Source organism: Pseudomonas fluorescens (assembly GCF_041354075.1).
GTDB lineage: Bacteria > Pseudomonadota > Gammaproteobacteria > Pseudomonadales > Pseudomonadaceae > Aquipseudomonas > Aquipseudomonas fluorescens_CE.
Window position 1 is genome coordinate 169,996 of sequence record NZ_JARZGC010000002.1, and the last position, 15,886, is coordinate 185,881.

Annotated in this window: 17 protein-coding genes; 6 read left to right on the plus strand and 11 right to left on the minus strand. The window is 61.4% G+C overall.

What is annotated here, in order from left to right:
- Nucleotides 1-20 precede the first annotated feature (20 nt).
- Complete coding sequence (locus tag QIW53_RS03060) at nucleotides 21-944, plus strand: LysR family transcriptional regulator (protein ID WP_371048219.1); 924 nt, start codon at nucleotides 21-23, stop codon at nucleotides 942-944.
- 191 nt (nucleotides 945-1,135) lie between these two features.
- Entirely contained in the window at nucleotides 1,136-3,262 is a 2,127-nt protein-coding gene (locus QIW53_RS03065) for a TonB-dependent receptor family protein (RefSeq protein WP_371048220.1), read from the plus strand.
- Nucleotides 3,263-3,293: 31 nt separating this feature from the next.
- Here the strand turns inward: QIW53_RS03065 and QIW53_RS03070 are convergent, their stop codons facing one another.
- Complete coding sequence (locus tag QIW53_RS03070; protein ID WP_371048221.1) at nucleotides 3,294-3,455, minus strand: DUF2986 domain-containing protein; 162 nt, start codon at nucleotides 3,453-3,455, stop codon at nucleotides 3,294-3,296.
- 216 nt (nucleotides 3,456-3,671) lie between these two features.
- On the opposite strand from QIW53_RS03070, the gene QIW53_RS03075 reads away from it, so the two are divergent.
- Nucleotides 3,672-3,911: a hypothetical protein gene (locus tag QIW53_RS03075; RefSeq protein WP_371048222.1), complete on the plus strand. Its 240-nt coding sequence runs from the start codon at nucleotides 3,672-3,674 to the stop codon at nucleotides 3,909-3,911.
- A 58-nt stretch (nucleotides 3,912-3,969) separates the two neighbouring features.
- Here the strand turns inward: QIW53_RS03075 and QIW53_RS03080 are convergent, their stop codons facing one another.
- Nucleotides 3,970-4,896 (minus strand): Gfo/Idh/MocA family protein, encoded by a 927-nt coding sequence (locus QIW53_RS03080; RefSeq protein ID WP_371048223.1) that lies wholly within the window; start codon nucleotides 4,894-4,896, stop codon nucleotides 3,970-3,972.
- 215 nt (nucleotides 4,897-5,111) lie between these two features.
- On the opposite strand from QIW53_RS03080, the gene QIW53_RS03085 reads away from it, so the two are divergent.
- Nucleotides 5,112-6,215: an acyltransferase family protein gene (locus tag QIW53_RS03085; protein ID WP_371048224.1), complete on the plus strand. Its 1,104-nt coding sequence runs from the start codon at nucleotides 5,112-5,114 to the stop codon at nucleotides 6,213-6,215.
- A 34-nt stretch (nucleotides 6,216-6,249) separates the two neighbouring features.
- Here the strand turns inward: QIW53_RS03085 and QIW53_RS03090 are convergent, their stop codons facing one another.
- Nucleotides 6,250-6,459 carry a DUF2945 domain-containing protein gene (locus QIW53_RS03090; RefSeq protein ID WP_371048225.1) on the minus strand — a complete coding sequence of 70 codons (210 nt, stop codon included), beginning with the start codon at nucleotides 6,457-6,459 and terminating at the stop codon, nucleotides 6,250-6,252.
- 219 nt (nucleotides 6,460-6,678) lie between these two features.
- Here QIW53_RS03090 and QIW53_RS03095 point away from each other — a divergent pair, with 219 nt between their 5' ends.
- Nucleotides 6,679-7,107 carry a DUF2231 domain-containing protein gene (locus QIW53_RS03095; RefSeq protein WP_371048226.1) on the plus strand — a complete coding sequence of 143 codons (429 nt, stop codon included), beginning with the start codon at nucleotides 6,679-6,681 and terminating at the stop codon, nucleotides 7,105-7,107.
- Nucleotides 7,104-8,396: a PQQ-dependent sugar dehydrogenase gene (locus tag QIW53_RS03100; RefSeq protein WP_371048227.1), complete on the plus strand. Its 1,293-nt coding sequence runs from the start codon at nucleotides 7,104-7,106 to the stop codon at nucleotides 8,394-8,396. The genes QIW53_RS03095 and QIW53_RS03100 overlap by 4 nt, the downstream gene beginning before the upstream one ends.
- 43 nt (nucleotides 8,397-8,439) lie before the next feature.
- On the opposite strand, the gene QIW53_RS03105 is transcribed toward QIW53_RS03100, so the two are convergent.
- The 8 genes from QIW53_RS03105 to QIW53_RS03140 form a co-directional block, all read right to left on the minus strand.
- Complete coding sequence (locus tag QIW53_RS03105; protein ID WP_371048228.1) at nucleotides 8,440-9,780, minus strand: MFS transporter; 1,341 nt, start codon at nucleotides 9,778-9,780, stop codon at nucleotides 8,440-8,442.
- A 70-nt stretch (nucleotides 9,781-9,850) separates the two neighbouring features.
- Nucleotides 9,851-11,173 carry an MFS transporter gene (locus QIW53_RS03110; protein WP_371048229.1) on the minus strand — a complete coding sequence of 441 codons (1,323 nt, stop codon included), beginning with the start codon at nucleotides 11,171-11,173 and terminating at the stop codon, nucleotides 9,851-9,853.
- 84 nt (nucleotides 11,174-11,257) lie between these two features.
- Nucleotides 11,258-12,136, minus strand: coding sequence for an SMP-30/gluconolactonase/LRE family protein (locus QIW53_RS03115; RefSeq protein ID WP_371048230.1), 879 nt, complete (start codon nucleotides 12,134-12,136; stop codon nucleotides 11,258-11,260).
- Between the two features lie 93 nt (nucleotides 12,137-12,229).
- Complete coding sequence (locus QIW53_RS03120) at nucleotides 12,230-13,162, minus strand: 3-keto-5-aminohexanoate cleavage protein (RefSeq protein WP_371048231.1); 933 nt, start codon at nucleotides 13,160-13,162, stop codon at nucleotides 12,230-12,232.
- Nucleotides 13,163-13,256: 94 nt separating this feature from the next.
- On the minus strand, nucleotides 13,257-14,045 hold the full coding sequence (locus QIW53_RS03125; protein WP_371048232.1) for an SDR family oxidoreductase: 789 nt from the start codon (nucleotides 14,043-14,045) through the stop codon (nucleotides 13,257-13,259).
- The gene (locus QIW53_RS03130) at nucleotides 14,042-14,764 is read right to left on the minus strand and encodes a GntR family transcriptional regulator (RefSeq protein WP_371048233.1); all 723 of its coding nucleotides are present in this window, start codon (nucleotides 14,762-14,764) and stop codon (nucleotides 14,042-14,044) included. The genes QIW53_RS03125 and QIW53_RS03130 overlap by 4 nt, the downstream gene beginning before the upstream one ends.
- A 92-nt stretch (nucleotides 14,765-14,856) precedes the next feature.
- A complete protein-coding gene (locus tag QIW53_RS03135; RefSeq protein WP_371048234.1) occupies nucleotides 14,857-15,492 on the minus strand; it encodes a helix-turn-helix domain-containing protein in 636 nt (211 codons plus the stop codon).
- Complete coding sequence (locus tag QIW53_RS03140; RefSeq protein WP_371048235.1) at nucleotides 15,489-15,821, minus strand: type II toxin-antitoxin system HigB family toxin; 333 nt, start codon at nucleotides 15,819-15,821, stop codon at nucleotides 15,489-15,491. The genes QIW53_RS03135 and QIW53_RS03140 overlap by 4 nt, the downstream gene beginning before the upstream one ends.
- Between the last annotated feature and the right edge of the window lie 65 nt (nucleotides 15,822-15,886).

The following is a 15,886-nucleotide window of genomic DNA, read 5'->3' on the forward strand; positions in this document are numbered from 1 at the left end:
TAAATAACTTTGAGTTACGAATGAGCCAGACCCTGGATTTGTCATTTTTCTATCTGCTGGCCAACAAGGGCAGCCTCGCTGCGACCGCCCGTGAGCTTGGCATCACACCCCCGGCGGTGAGCAAACGCCTCAGCGCGCTGGAGGCACGGCTGGGTATCCGCCTGGTCAATCGCACCACGCGCTCGATGAGCCTGACCGCTGAAGGCGAACTGCTGTTCTCCCACGCTGCGCGCATCCTGACGCAGATCGATGAGGTCGAGCAGTTGATCAACAGCACTCGGGCCACCCCCAAGGGGCTGATCCGGGTCAACGCTTCCCTGGGCTTTGGTCGTCGGTACATCGGCCCCGCCCTCGGCGCGTTCTTCGCACAGTACCCGGAGATTGAAGTCCAGCTGGAAATCAGCGATCACCCGTTGGATCTGGCGACGCACGGATTCGACCTGGGCATCAGATTCGGCACGCTGCCGGATGCTGCCCTGCATGCCCGCAAGATCGCGTCCAACCGCCGGCTGTTGTGCGCCTCGCCGCTCTACCTTGAAAAACATGGAGTGCCGCAACGACTGGCGGATCTGCAACAACACAACTGCATCTTTCTGCGACAAAACGAAACGCCCTACGGCGTGTGGAGCTTCACCAACGGTGGCCGCACGCAAAACGTCAAGGTACGCGGTGCCCTGGGTTGCAATGACGGCGAGGTGGCACTGAACTGGGCACTGGAGGGCCACGGAATCCTGTTGCGCGCCGAATGGGACATCGCCCGCTACGTACGCAGTGGCCGACTGCGGCTGGTCCTGGAAGACCAGACACCGACGCGCGCCGATGTCTACGCGGTGTACCCGCAACAGTTGCACCTTTCCGCCCGGGTACGCCGCCTGATCGACTTTCTGGTCGACCGTTTCAAGCACATCGATCATCTGGATGAGACGGTTGGGTTGCACGATTGAAGCCCCGGCCTCGGACAACGACTCGACGCACGCTGCCAGACCGGTAACCGCCGCTTGCTGACGTTTCCGGGAGAAGAGCGGCAAACGGCAACCCTGGCCGGACAAAAAAACCAAAATTCCCATGTGTTTCCTTCGTCCCTCCCTACGTCGCAGTTCTTCACTGCCCGTTCCCAGAAGTTGGAGTTCCATCAATGCCCTCGCCCAAATCCTTGCCCGCCGCGTTGCTGGGCCTGGCGCTTTTTTCCCCGGCCATGGCACAAGCCGCCGGCATGGAACTGGGCGAGGTGTTGATCGGGGCTGAAGAACCGGGCAGTCAGGCGCAATCCATCGAAGACGCCAACGCCCGGCTGGCCGAGGTGCCCGGCGGCACCAACGTCGTGGACATGCGTCGCCCGCTGCAAGGCCGAGTCGCCAGCAACCAGGATGTGCTGGCGTATCAGCCAGGCGTCTATGCGCAATCGGCGGGGAATGAAGGGGTGAAGATTTCGATCCGCGGTTCAGGGATCAACCGCGCTCCGGGCGCCCACGCGTCGGGGCTGTACACGATGCTCGACGGCCTGCCGCTGACCGGCCCGGGCGGTACACCCTATGAATTGCTCGAACCCCTCTGGCTCGATCATGTTGAAGTGCTACGTGGCGCCAACGGTTTCGACCGTGGCGCCCTGGCACTGGGCGGCGCCATCGATTATGTCAGCCATACCGGCTACACCGCGCCGCGCCTGCAAGTGCGCTACGCCATGGGCAGCCACGGCTATCAGCAGCGGCAGATCAGCTCCGGGCAGGTGCTCGGCGATCTCGACTATTACCTGTCCCTGACCGATTCGCGGGCCGATGGTTATCAGGATCACACGGCCAGCGAAAGCCAGGGTGTCATCGCCAACGTCGGTTATCGCTTCAATCCGAACCTGGAGACGCGCTTCTATCTGCGCTACCGCCAGACCGACAACGAACTCGCAGGCCGGGTCACCCAGCATTCCATCGAACATGACCCACGGGCGGCGAACCCGGCCTACGTCGCGCGGGACGACCGTCGCAAGCAACCGGGCAGTACCTTCATCGGCAACAAGACCATATTTTATCTCGATGACGATTCCAGCATCGAGACGGGCCTGGCCTGGCACGACTACCCGATGGATTTGCGTGAAGGACCCAACCGCCTGAAGGTCGCCTACACCGATGTCAGCGGCACCTTCGACTACAAGCGTCGCGATACGCTCTGGGGGCTGGAAAGTCGCAGCACCCTGGGCCTGCGCGTGACCAAGCACCTGCCCAACGCCGGCGCCAGCGAGCTGGTGCGCATTCCCGGCGGCAACACCAACGGTTACGCGCCGGGCACGCACATGCGTAATTTCACCTACCAGGGTTCGGATACTGTCCTGCATGCGGGCAATGACCTGGAAATCGCCGATGATCTTTGGCTGACCACGGGCCTCGCTGCCATCTACACCCGTCGCGAAAGCGCGGTGACCTACCCCGACGGTGGCGGCAAGACCAGCCTGGGTGACTGGGACTATGCCCCGCGCCTGGGCTTGCGCTATCAGCTGACACCTGAGCTGCAACTGTTCGGCAACCTCAGCCGCTCGGTCGAAGGGCCGCATCCCTGGTCGCTGATCTACAGCGCCAACCAGCGCTTCCCACTCGGCAGCGGCCCGGCCACAGGCACCCAGCGCGACCCGATCGAACTGCAAAACCAGACCGCTACCACCCTCGAGCTTGGCGGGCGCGGCGACAGTGCCATCGGTCAGTGGAGCCTGGCCTGGTATTACGCTCAGGTGCGTCACGAGCTGCTCTCGGTGTTGCCGGACGCCAACGCCACCACGCCTTACGAGCTCAACGCCAGCCCCACGGTGCACCAGGGCGTGGAAGCCAGCCTGCAAAGCACGTTATGGTCCCGGGATGACGGCGGCAAGCTGAGCCTGTGCCAGAGCTACACCTTCAGCGATTTCCATTACCGGGACGATGAGCGCTTCGGCGACAACCGCCTGCCCGGTCTGCCGATGCATTACTACCAGGGCGAGCTGCGCTACGACTGGCCCCAAGGGTTCTTTGCAGCGCTCAACACCCAGTGGGTGTCCAGGGTCGCGGTCGACTACGCCAACAGTTATTACGCCGACCCTTACGCCATTTTCGGCGCAACCCTGGGTTACAACGCGCCCAAGGACGACTGGCAGACCTGGCTGGACATCCGCAACCTCACCGACAAACGCTACGCCGCCACCGTGACGCCGGGCTACGACGACAAAGGCCTGGACGCCGCGCGATCGACGCCGGGCGAAGGTCTGGCGGCGTATGTTGGCGTATCGTGGAGCTGGCGCTGAGGCCTTCCATTCGATCCAGGAGCGGGTGTGATCAGGCCTCGGGCGTCGTGCTTGCGGCGTCAGGGCTGTCCGCCTCCTGTTTCAGACGGTCAGCCTTGCTGATGTACCTGGGTTTGTTTTTCGGCGCCAACTTGGCATTGGCCTTCTTGGCGTGAGCTTCCAGCAGTTGCTTGATCTTTTTACGACGATTCATCTTGTCTACTCGGTTTGACCGCGTGGCAGGCCGGTGGGCTAACCGGCATTGTCCCGCGTTATTCGAACTTGCACAGCCCCTTTGCAAACACATCCCGGGCCTTCGCGTTGGTTAGAACTTGCGTTTCGTCATCCCCCGGATTATTTCTAGCGGTACTCGCGCGCCGTCGGCGCGAACGCACAGCCTATAAAACCAAGATTCTATGAGGAACGCTGCTTGAGAACCTTCGACCTGATCCGCGATGCCGTTCTACCCGAATACCGTGATCGGGTGGCCGAGTACCTGGTCCAATATGAAACCATCCTGGTGCACGAGCGCGCGCCCGATCCCGCCCTTGTCCAGGCCACTGCTCACCAGTTACGCGGTTACCTGCGCGGTTTAAACACCACGCGGGTACTGGGCATGGCGGATTGGGAGGAGCTGGATCGTCGAGTGATCAATACCTGGCTCGAATGACCAGCCCGACAGGCGCCGCAGCAGGCTGGAGCCTGCCGCAGCCTGTGCTGCGTGTCGATCAGTCGTAGAACGGTTCGACCAGGGAGCGACTGCCGACAAAAAAGCTGTCGGCCACCAGACGCAGTGGTTGCAGGTCCAGGTCGCTGCTCCTGTCGACGATCAGCTGCTGGAAGTGCCGATACACCGCCACGTACTCCCCCTCCTGCGACACACCCTGGCGCACACCATCGATACTCAACACGGCACCACCGTTATCGAGCCGCAGGACACCTTCGCTGCAGCGAATCTCGATGCTCCACAGTTCATCATGGCCGTGGTCGAAGTCGAACTCGGCACGCACATCGAGCTGGCGCGCATCAGACATCCTGATCGAAGCGGCGATCGGCGACTGGCAGTTACTCGGCACCCGCAGTTCGGCGGATTCGACAAACAACGGCAGTGCCAGCAGATGGGTGACAATCGACAAGGCATTGATGCCCGGATCGAACACACCCAGGCCACCGGGCTGCCAGATCCAGGCCTGACCCGGATGCCACTTGCGCACGTCTTCCTTCCAGTCGATCCGCACGCTTTGCAGGGTGCGACTGGCCAGCCAGTCGCGGGCGGCTTCGATGCCGGGCGCGTAACGCGAATGCCAGGCGAACAGGGCACTCACCCCTTCGCTGCCGGCCTGGTCAGCCAGCGCCATCGCTTCACCCAAGGTGGCGCAGGGCGGCTTTTCCACCAAGACATGTTTTCCGGCGGCGAGCGCCTGCTGCACCAGCGCGAACCGGCCTTGCGGCGGCGTGCAAAAGGCAATCGCATCGACGTGCGGGCCGTTTTCCAGCAACTCAGCGAGGGATTTGAAGTTTTCTACCCCGGCACAGGGCTGCCCCTGAGTTGCGACGGACACCAGCTCAAACGCCGGGTTGGCCTTGATCGCCGGCACGTGTTGATCCTGGGCGATCTTGCCGTAACCCACCAGGCCGAGACGGATCGGTAGCATTGAATGACTCCTTGTTGTTTGTCTTGTTTGAATCGGCGAACCGGCAAGATACGTCTGTATCGCGGGTCTGTCATCGGCGAGCTGCGCAGGTTTGAAACAAAAGCGCTGAAGGTCGGGTTCGTCCGCTTGACAGGTGCCGCCAGCTGCTAAGCTTTCGGCTCAGTGGTCGCCTTACCGAATGAACGATATCCGTGGCGCAAAAGGGAGTGACGGGAATGAGTGTGATCACCACTGACGACAAGCATCGTCTCGCCCTGGTTGATGCCCTGCGCAGCTTCGCGGCCTTTTGGGTGGTGCTGTTCCACTTGTCCGAAGGCAGCCACATCCCGACACTGCTCGCGACCCTTCCTCCCTGGTTGAAATATGCGGTGTTCGACGCCGGCCACCTGGGCGTCCCGATCTTTTTCGTGCTCAGCGGCATCGTCATGGCGACCACCACGTCGCGCTTGACGATGAACAATGTCAACGCGGCGAACTTCGTCGGGCGCCGGCTGGTTCGCCTGGCGCCGCCCTACTACGCCGCCATTGCACTGGGCGTGGCGGTGATTGCCACCAAGCGAATGTTTGGCCAGCCCGACATCCAGATCCCGGGGTTCACCGACATTCTGGCGCACATGGTTTTTCTTCAGGACTTCCTGGGGATCAGGAACATCATCACGGTGTTCTGGACGTTGTGCATCGAGGTGCAGTTCTACATCGCCTTCGCCCTGCTGCTGTGGCTGGCCGATCAGGCCGCCGGCAGTGAACTGTTCAAGACCCGCAATCACTTCATCTGGGCCAGCGCATTGCTGGCACTGCTCTGGCCCACCGAAATCATTCACTCCATTGGCTGGAAAGGCGGGTTCATCGCCTTCTGGTACAGCTTCATGGCAGGCGTGCTGTGTGCCCAGACCCTGTCGGGCACCGCGCAAAGCCGTTGGGTGGCCCTGGGGTATTGCGCACTGGTGCTGATGATCGGCGTGTTGGGCGACGACTCGTTCGCGGTGGCGGCCGGGCTGACCGGGCTGTCGTTTTGCCTGCTGCTCAACCGCTCCGTCACGCTGGGTTTCCTGACGAGCTACCCCGTGCAGAAATTGGCGCTGATCTCCTACAGTCTGTACCTGTTCCACTCACCGGTCACCGGCACGTTCATGCGTATTTACCGGCGCATCATGCCGGACGGACTGGCCTCGGACATCCTGGCGACCGTGCTCATCATCGTGGTTTGCATCGCCGCAGCCGCGATCGCCTACATCCTGTTCGAACGCCCCGCCATCGCCTGGAGCCGACGCATCAAGTTCAAACGTACGGACCCGGCCCTGCTCAACCCTACCTTGTAAGCGCTGCCATCCGACGCCGGTCGAATACACCCGATCAAACGCGATGAAGCGCTTCACCATGGTGCATCGCCAGGTGACCGGTTTTGTCGCTGCGAACTTCGTACTGTGGCGCGTCCTTGGACGCCGGTCGATGTCGCCCCATGAACTCGACATCCTTGACGTGCACCTTGGCCACCTTGCCGTGGATCTCCCCGGCCTCCGAGTTCCAACGCACTGCGTCTCCCACCTTGAATGAATGGCTCATCGGGCCTTCTCCGTGTCTGGTTGCTCTCCTGTTGAACCGTGGCTCGCGGAGAAATTCAATTGGGCACCGCAGACGCACCGGCGCAATCCCCGACGATTTCTTTGAACTTCGCTGCCACTCTGGCAATCACCTTAACTGCGCGCAGTCAGCGCGAGCCTGATGGATCAGTGTGGATGCGCTGTGAATCAGTAACGGGTCGATAAACGATGAGGATTTGCCGTGAACGACACCCCTTACCCTGCCGTGCGGATCACGCCGGGACCGCTGCATGCAATCCTGCTCGGCGGTACCGTTGCCCTGTTTCTCGGGGCCACGCTCAGTGATATCGCTTACTCCAATACCTATCAGATCCAGTGGGCCAATTTTGCCGCCTGGCTGATTGCGGGCGCCCTGGTCTGCTGTGGGCTGGCGTTGATCTTTGCGCTGGTGAATCTGGCGCAGGCGCACCAGAAGTCCGGCCGGCCGGTGGTCTACTTGCTGCTCCTGCTGGTGACCTGGGTGCTCGGCCTCGTCAACGCGTTCGAGCATGCCAAGGATGCCTTCGCCGTCATGCCCAGCGGCCTGGTCCTGTCGGTGATCGTCACCTTGCTCAGCGCCGCTTCGGCATGGACCGGCCTCAGCAACCTGCGCTCGGGAGGTGCACGATGAGACCTGTCTATCCAGTCGCCACCCTGACCCTGGCCATGCTGCTCAGCGCATGCGGCGGTGAAGCGGACAATCCACAGGCACGCGGCCCGGACCCGAAAATGCCGGAACCCCAGCGCAGCCTGTTGCCCAGCATGAAAATCGCCGAACCCGCCGCCTGGGGCGATCAGAAGCCAACCGTGCCCGACGGTTTCAGTATTACAGCCATTGCAACCGACCTGAAGATCCCGCGCCAGACGCTGGTACTGCCCAACGGCGACATCCTGGTGGCGGAAGGTCGCGGCGGCAATGCGGCAAAGCTCAAGCCCAAGGACGTGATTGCCAGCTACATCAAGGCTCAGGGCAACACCAAGGTCAAGGGCGGCAATCGCCTGACGCTGCTGCGTGACGCGGATGGTGACGGCAAGTACGAGCTGCAAACGGTGTTCGCCGAGAGCCTCAATGCACCGTATGGCCTGGCCTACAGCGATGGCAAAATCTATGTCGCCAACCAGGATGCCCTGGTGCGCTTCGACTATGCCGAAGGCCAGACCAAGGCCGACGGCGCGCCCACCACCGTCACCCAATTGCCATCGGCGATCAACCACCACTGGACCAAGTCGCTGGCTATCAGCGAAGACGGCAACTCGCTCTATGTCGGCATCGGCTCCAACAGCAACGTGACCGAGCGCGGCATGGAGGTCGAAGTGGATCGGGCCATGGTCTGGCAGATCGATGCCCAGACCGGCGCGCACAAGCCGTATGCAACGGGCCTGCGCAACCCGACGGCGCTGAAGATCCAGCCCGGAACCGGAACCCTGTGGGCCGTCGTCAATGAACGCGACGAATTGGGCCCTGATCTCGTCCCGGACTACCTGACCTCCGTGCGTGAAGGCGCGTTCTACGGCTGGCCATACAGTTACTGGGGCCAGAACGTCGATACGCGAGCGCAACCGCAAGATCCGAAAAAAGTCGCCTCGGCCATCAAGCCCGATTACAGCCTGGGCTCACACGTCGCGGCATTGGGCGTCGACTTCTCGACCGCGGCCATGGGCGAGAAATTTGCCGAAGGGGTGTTTGTCGGCGAACACGGCAGCTGGAACCGGGATAACCCCGTGGGCTACAAAGTGATATTCGTGCCCTTCAGCAATGGTCAGGCGGCTGGCGATCCGGTCGACTTTGCCACTGGCTTCCGAGGCTCCGATGGCAAGACCCGTGGCCGACCTGTGGGGGTCACAGTCGATCCACGGGGCGCCCTGATCATCGCGGACGATCTTTCCAATACGATTTGGCGAGTGACGCGTAATCAGTGAAACAGTGCCAGGCGGGGTGTAACCACCCCGTCTGCCACATCCATCATGCAGCCTGTCGACGGGCCTGCAACGACTGTTTCTCCAGTTTGTCCTCATGCCCCTGGCGCAAACGCAAGGCTGCAATGGCCGCCAGCACCAGGATCACGGCGACGACTTTCATGCCGTCCATGGCATTGCCGGTGCTTTGCTCGATCGCCCCCATGACCGAGGGGCCGACAAAACCACCCAGCAATCCGCACGAGTTGACGAACCCCAATCCCCCTGCAAGCGCTGCGCCTTTCAGGCGAGAAGCCGGGTAGAGAAAGATGATCGACTGCACGACGAAGAACATCACCGCCGAGATGCAAAAGCCCAGCAGGCTGACGACCGGCCCGGCGAGAGAAGCAATTCCCAGCCCGGCGGCCATTGTCAGCAAACCCGTCACCAGCATTTGCCGAGATCGCGCGGGTGTCGTGGCAAGCCGGGGCAATGCGATAGCGCCCACTGCCGCCGCCAACCAGGGCAAGGAGGTCAGCAGCCCGATCTGCAGGGTACTCAGCGCGCCGTATTTGCCGATGATGCCGGGCAGGAAAAAAATCACTGTGTAGATGGTGATCTGATGGCAGAAGTAGACGAGGATGGCCAACAGGATCTGAGGCGTCAGGCACTGTTTGAACGAGTGTCCGCCGTGGCCTGCACCCTCCTCGGACTCAGCCGCCAACCGCTGCTCGATCTGCTCGGCTTCCTTGACCGTCAACCAGGGGGCCTTGCTCGGACGGTCCGGCAGTTTTTTCCAGACCACCATCGCGAAGAATACGGCCGGCAGCCCCTCGAGGACAAACATCCACTGCCAGCCGCGCCAGCCCCAGACACCGTCCAGCTCCATGAGCGCAGCGCCCAGTGGCCCGCCAATGATATTGGCGAAACACACACCCAGCAAAAAGTAGCCGGTGGCACGGGCCCGTTGTTCCCGGCCAAACCAGTACGTCAGGTACAGCATCACCCCCGGAAACAGGCCGGCTTCGGCAATGCCCAGCAGCAGGCGCAACACATAGAACGACGTCTCGCCCTGGACAAACGCCATCGCCGCCGAGATCAGCCCCCAGGTCACCATGATTCGGGCAATCCAGAATCGCGCCCCGACCTTGTGCATGATCAGGTTGCTCGGCACTTCCGACAGCGCGTAAGTCAGAAAGAACAACCCGGCACCGAGCCCGTAGGCCGCAGCGGAAATACCCAGGTCCACATCGAGGTGGTGCTTGGCCAGGGCAATGTTGGTCCGGTCGAGAAAGCTCAGCACGTAGGCCGCGATCAACAAGGGCATCAACTTGACGAACAACAATTTGTTGATCGTCGCCGGATCCCGGGGAGCAGCAGGTGTTTCAATGGTTCTTGTTATTGTCATCACGCAAACCTCTTGGCAGTTGCGATTGTCGAGCGCTTCGGCGGCCAGCGCCGCCGGAGGCAAAAAATGTTTAGCGTTGCAGCTGGGCCACCACCGTTTCGGGCCGGTGGGAGAACATCTGCAGGAGCACCCCGCCCAATGCGCAGCCAGCCATCACGAAGAAGCACAGGGTGTAGCCGTCGAGTGCGGTCCACCCGCCACCCATGCTGATCAGCGTGCCCATCAGAACTGGAGCGATCCCACCGCCGATGAACATGGCGGTGGTGATGATGCCGTTGGCCGTCGACGTGGCCGCAGGCTGCGCAGAATCGGACGCGACCGCGTAGTAGATGGGCCACACCGCATTGGCCACCAGACCGAAGAGCAGCTGCACGACGATGATGATCAGCATGGTGTTGGCGAAGTAGAACGCGCCAACGCTCGCGGCCATCCACAGCCCGCAGATGATCAACGTCACGCGCCGGCCGATGATGTCCGACAGCGATGGCCAGATCAGTTGACCCAGAATCCCAGTGAGGGTGAACACCACACTCATCCCCGCCGATTCGGCGAGCGACAGGTTGAGGATGTTGTAGAGGTACGCCGGCAACACGATGTTGACCCCCATGTAGACCACCTGCGTCAGCAGGGTGTTGCCCGCGGTCAGGGCGATGTTGCGATTGCGCAATGTGGCCTTGAACGTGTCCCAGGCCTGGCCTTTGACATCAGTCGACGGCGTGCTGTCCGGCGGGGTCATGCCTTTGGCGGCGATGTCCACGTAGAGCTTGGTGATCCGTTCGGCGGTCGAGTACCGCGACCAGAAGATCATGAGTGGCAGGGCCATCACGAAAGCGAAGAAAAACACGTAACGCCAGTTTTCCTCGCCGAACGTGCTGATCACGAAGCTTGCGACGATCCCGCTGAGCATCGCGCCGATGGGATAACCCGTGTGGTGGGCACCGAGGGCAAAACCACGCCGTTCCACCGGCCACCATTCGGCGGTGTTGCTCACGCCCACCGGCTCTCCCCAGCCTGCGCCCAGATTCACGCCGACCCGCAGCGCGATAAAGCTGGCCAGGTGGCCGCTCAACGCCTTGAAGCCAGACAGAAAGGACAGCGCGGTGTAGCCCAGTACCAAAGGCACCTGGAAGCGCGCTCGCTTCCAGCCACCGCCGTGACGGTCACTCCAGATCGAACCCGGAATATCGAGTACGGCCAGGGCGAGCATCACCACCGTCGCCACCGTGCCCCATTGGTCAGCCGACAGATCGAAGTGCTTGGAGATCGTCGGTCCCAGGCGCAACACAATCTCGCGATCGTAGGCATTGAGGATCCAGATCAGCCAGCACACCAACAGCGAAACCCACGAAAAACGATGAATCTTGCCCAGCGATGCGTTCTTGTTATTTGGCATGGGAACATCTCCAGGCGTGCCGCTCACGCCCTGTCGAGAAAAGGTGGGTTGTCCTTGACGGTTCGCTCCGATTTCTTTTTCGGGTCAGCCGGCGAAGCGCTTTTCAGCGATGCCTTTCACGCCCAACCCGGTAATGGCAAACAATGCCCCGCGTTGCTGACCATCCTCGGGGAAACGCGGTAACGGTGGCTTGGCCATGGAAGTGACGAACAATGTGTCGAGGTTGGGTCCGCCGAAGGTCAGGCTGGTGACCTTCTTCACGGGCATGTCGATGATTCGATCCACCTGCCCATCGGGGGTGTAGCGCACCAGTTTTCCGGCATACACCAGGGCCTGCCACAGGCAGCCTTCGGCATCCACCGTACAGCCATCCGCTGCACCACCACCGCTGGTATCAACCGGCGCGAAACGACGTCGGTTGCTGACCGCACCCGTCCCCGTGTCGTAGTCATACGCCCAGATTTCACCGGACCAGGTATCGGCGAAATAGAACGTTTCGCCGTTCGGGCTCCAGCAGGGCCCGTTGGACACGATGATGCCCTCCTCCAGGGTATGCAGAGTCAGGTCGGGGTCCAGGCGATAGAGCCTGGCGCTGGCCTGTTCTTCCTGGGTATCCATTGAACCGACGACAAAGCGGCCCTGGCGATCGACCTTGCCGTCGTTGAGCCGATTGTGTAACTGGCCAGGCTCGGGGTCGACAATCAGTTGCAGCTCGCCACTAGGCAAGTCGAGGTTGTATAACCCGTTCTGCAACGCGACGATCGCTGCATCACCTCGCTTACGCAGGGCCATGGAGCCGATTTTCTGCCCGACATCCCAGGCGCGCAGCTCGCGCCCGTCCACGGTACAACGCAGCACGCGACCGTCGAAGCTGTCGATCCAGTACAGGCGCTGCTGCTCGACATCCCAGACGGGGCCCTCGCCCAGCGTTGTCTTCACGTCAACAACGATTTCGATACGCATGGTTCACCTCTCTCTTGTTTTTATGGAGGGGACGGTAATTCAGCCAGCAGCGGCCGACCCGAGGGCCGGTCCTGCCGTGGACAAAAGGCGTGATCAGAAATCGACCTGGTTCTTGCCCTTGAGGTCGAGCATTTCCCGCGCCTCGTCCGGTGTCGCCACACGGCCGCCCAAGGCCTCGATCACCGTGCGGATGCGCTTGACCTGATCGGCGTTGGAAGCTGCCAGCTTGCCTGGCCCGTCCCACAACGAATCCTCAAGGCCGACGCGCACATGACTGCCCATCGACAAGCCCATGGTGCCGAGCGGGATCTGATTGCGACCGGCGCCGAGAATCGACCACTGATAAGCGTCGCCGAACAGGCGATCGGCCGTGCGGCGCATGTGCGCGAGGTCTTCAGGGTGTCCGCCGATCCCGCCGCGCAGGCCGAACACCGACTGAATGAAGATCGGGGCCTTGAGCAGTCCGCGTTGCAGGAAGTGCGCGGCGGTGTACAGGTGGCCGATGTCGTAGCACTCGATTTCGAAACGGGTGCGGTTCTCGGCACAGGCATTGAGGATGTGCGCGATGTCGCGAAAGGTGTTGCGGAAGATCCGGTCATCACTTTCAGCGAGGTAAGGCCGCTCCCAGTCGTGTTTGAATTCCGTGAACCGATCAAGCATTTCGTACAGCCCGAAGTTCATCGACCCCATGTTCAGCGACGCCAGTTCCGGCTTGAGTTGCGCCACCGGCTGCAACCGCTCTTCCACCCCCATGGTCGGCGCACCACCGGTGGTGATGTTGATCACGACATCGCTCTTGGCCTTGATCTGCGGCAGAAACTGCCGGAACAGATCAACGTCCTGGCTGGGCCGCCCGTCGAATGGATCGCGAGCATGCAAGTGAACGATCGAAGCACCCGCCTCGGCGGCACCGATGGCAGCGTCGGCAATTTCCTGGGGTGTGATCGGCAGATGAGGCGACATCGAAGGCGTATGAATAGCGCCTGTCACGGCGCAGGTGATGATGACCGGACGTTTTTTGGACATGAGTGTTCTCCATTCTTGTTCTTGACGAGAAAGTTCGGGGGTCGCTGAACGCGGAAATGTCCGCTGGTTTTAATGCAGTGAGCGGTCGAGACGCTTAGAGGTACTCGACGTTGCCATCCACGCTGATGGCTTGACCGGTCACGTTGCGTGCGGCGGGCGAACAAAGGAACAGCGCCATGGCGGCAACGTCCTCGGCGGTGACCATGCGCTTGAGTGAAATCTTCTTCAGGTATTCTTCACGCATCTCTGCCTCGGGCACGTTCATCTGTTCGGCGCGGGCGCGAATCACACCGTCCATGCGCGGACCTTCGACGATGCCTGGCAGCAACGCGTTGACGCGAACATCGCTTTCGCCCAGTTCCGACGCCAGGGACTTCATCAGCCCGACGATCGCCCATTTGGTCGCCGCGTAGGGCGTGCGCCACGCGTAGCCCAGCCGCCCGGCCACTGACGCAATGTGAATCAGGTGTGCGTTGGGCGATGCCTTGAGCATTGGCACTGCATGGTGAGCAAAACGGTATTGCCCGGTGAGATTAATGTCGACGGTGCGCTGCCAGTCCTCATCGGTGATTGCATCGATGCCGGCAGTCGGCCCGGCGATCCCCGCGTTGTTGATCAGCACGTCCAACCCGCCGAACTGCTCGCGTTGAACCTTGAACACCGCCTCGATCTGCGCCGGATCGCCGACATCGGCACGGGTGGCGACACTGTCTGGATAACGGTCACGGAACGCCGCCAGGGCGGCTTCGCTGACGTCGCACACATGCACCTTGGCGCCGGCTTCCATATAGGCGGCGGCCAGCACCTCGCCGATCCCTGCGGCTCCTCCCGAGATCAGCACTCGCAAGCCGCTGTAGGGAATCAGTCGATTGAGAACGCTCATGCTTTTTTTACTCCTGAGACACGCGACCGCGCAGGGTCGCTCTTGACGATCAGGCGCGCCAGAGAATCGGCGGCCTGCATGATGTCATCGGTCACCGCCGCCCGGGCGCCCGCACCGTCCCGTTCGACCAGCGCCTGAACGATTCGGTTGTGCGCCTCCATCGAGCGTTGCAGGTGTGCCTTGTCCGGCGCTACCAAGGCAAAGCAGGGCCCCATGTGCAGCCAGAAATTTTCCACGGCGGCGACGGTCAACTCCGCATTGGCCACGGCGTAGATACGACGGTGAAAGGCAAAGTTGGTCCACAGGTAGCGGGCGACATCGACGCTGTCGGCGGCTTGCTGCATCTGGTCGCAAAGAAGGCTGATGGCTTCGAGGTCACTGTCCTTGAGCAGGCTGACGGCCTTTTCGGCCAACAAACCTTCAAGGGCTACCCGGGCGTCGCGAATCTCGCGCAGTCGCTCCGGGGTCATCATGCGTACACGAAGACGGGAGGTTTCGGTGACTTCGAAGGCGTTTTCTGCACTAAGGCGGCTCAGCGCTTCGCGCACCGGCATTGGACTGGAGCCCAGCGCCTCGGCAAGACCGCGGATGGTCAACTTCTGACCTGGCTGGAACCGCCCGCTCATCAGCGCTTCACGGATCTGCCGGTAGACCTGATCCTGCAAGGTGTCCCGGGAAACCTGGCGCAGTGTGGGCAGGAGCGTTGGATGGTCTGTCATGAGTAATGGCTCACATTGGACGTTCTTATGCGTCCAATATGTGATCACAAATCATATATGTCAAATTGTTTTCCAACGAATCGGACGAGGCCCTACCCCTTGGCCGGCGCTTTACCCGTTTTCCGGCGGCTCTTGGTGTCGAGCGCCTTGTATTCAACTGCACTCTCTTCCACCGAGCAGGCGGCCAGCGCGTTGCTACGACTACCGTAGGAAGCCGAGGTGCTGTTGACGGCCGGCCGAGCTGCTTTTTCGACTGCCGCCCTAGCCGGAGTTGGTGACACGAAAGCGGTCGGGTCCATCGCAAACCGCTCCGCCAGCGCATAGGCCATCTTGTGACTGATGGGGCGATCGCCGCCGAGCACCTTGGACACTGCGGTTTTGTCGCCGATTTCAGGGAGGTCCGAGCCGGTGAGGCCGAGCGTGGTCATCAGATCCTTGATCAACTGCACGGGTGTGCAGGTGGCTTCGAACGCCTCGTTCGATTCGCGAAACTGCTCGGAGGTGCGCTGGTAATCCAGCATTTCATCCTCCAGTTCAATGAGAATCTTCTCCTCGACCTTGCTCAACTCACGGCCGTCGGTGAGCTCATCCAGCAGCCAGGTAGCTCGCTCGTAATCGGCGGGCGTGGTGATGCCATGCACGAACTCACCGCGCAGCCGCTCGATCACCGCCTGCAATTCACCCAGCGTGGCGATCATCGTTTCAAAATCGTTTTGAGTGGTTTTCATCGTCTTACCCCTTTGTTTCTCGCATACCAGACGTTGGCGACGTCGTACTCGGCATGGGTGTAGATGTGTTTGACGTAGAACTTCTGCCGGCTGTAGTTGACCCCACCGATCAACCGCAAATTGTTGCCACCTACGTCAATCACGACCCAGTTCATCGCAGCCCTGGGTTTGAACAGGTCGATGCCATGCGTGCCGAACAGCTTTTGCAGGTCCGTGAACTGCCTTGGACGAGCCATTTTCAGCAAGCGAAAACAGCGCTCGAGACCGGGCCTGTCGTTCGGGTGCAGACACCCGGCGTCGTCGAATCGTGATGGCGTGAGTATGTCCATTGGCATCCTTGTCGTTGGTCTGATGTTACGCTGGTTGTGTTTTTTGACAACTGCAGTTCGTCGGA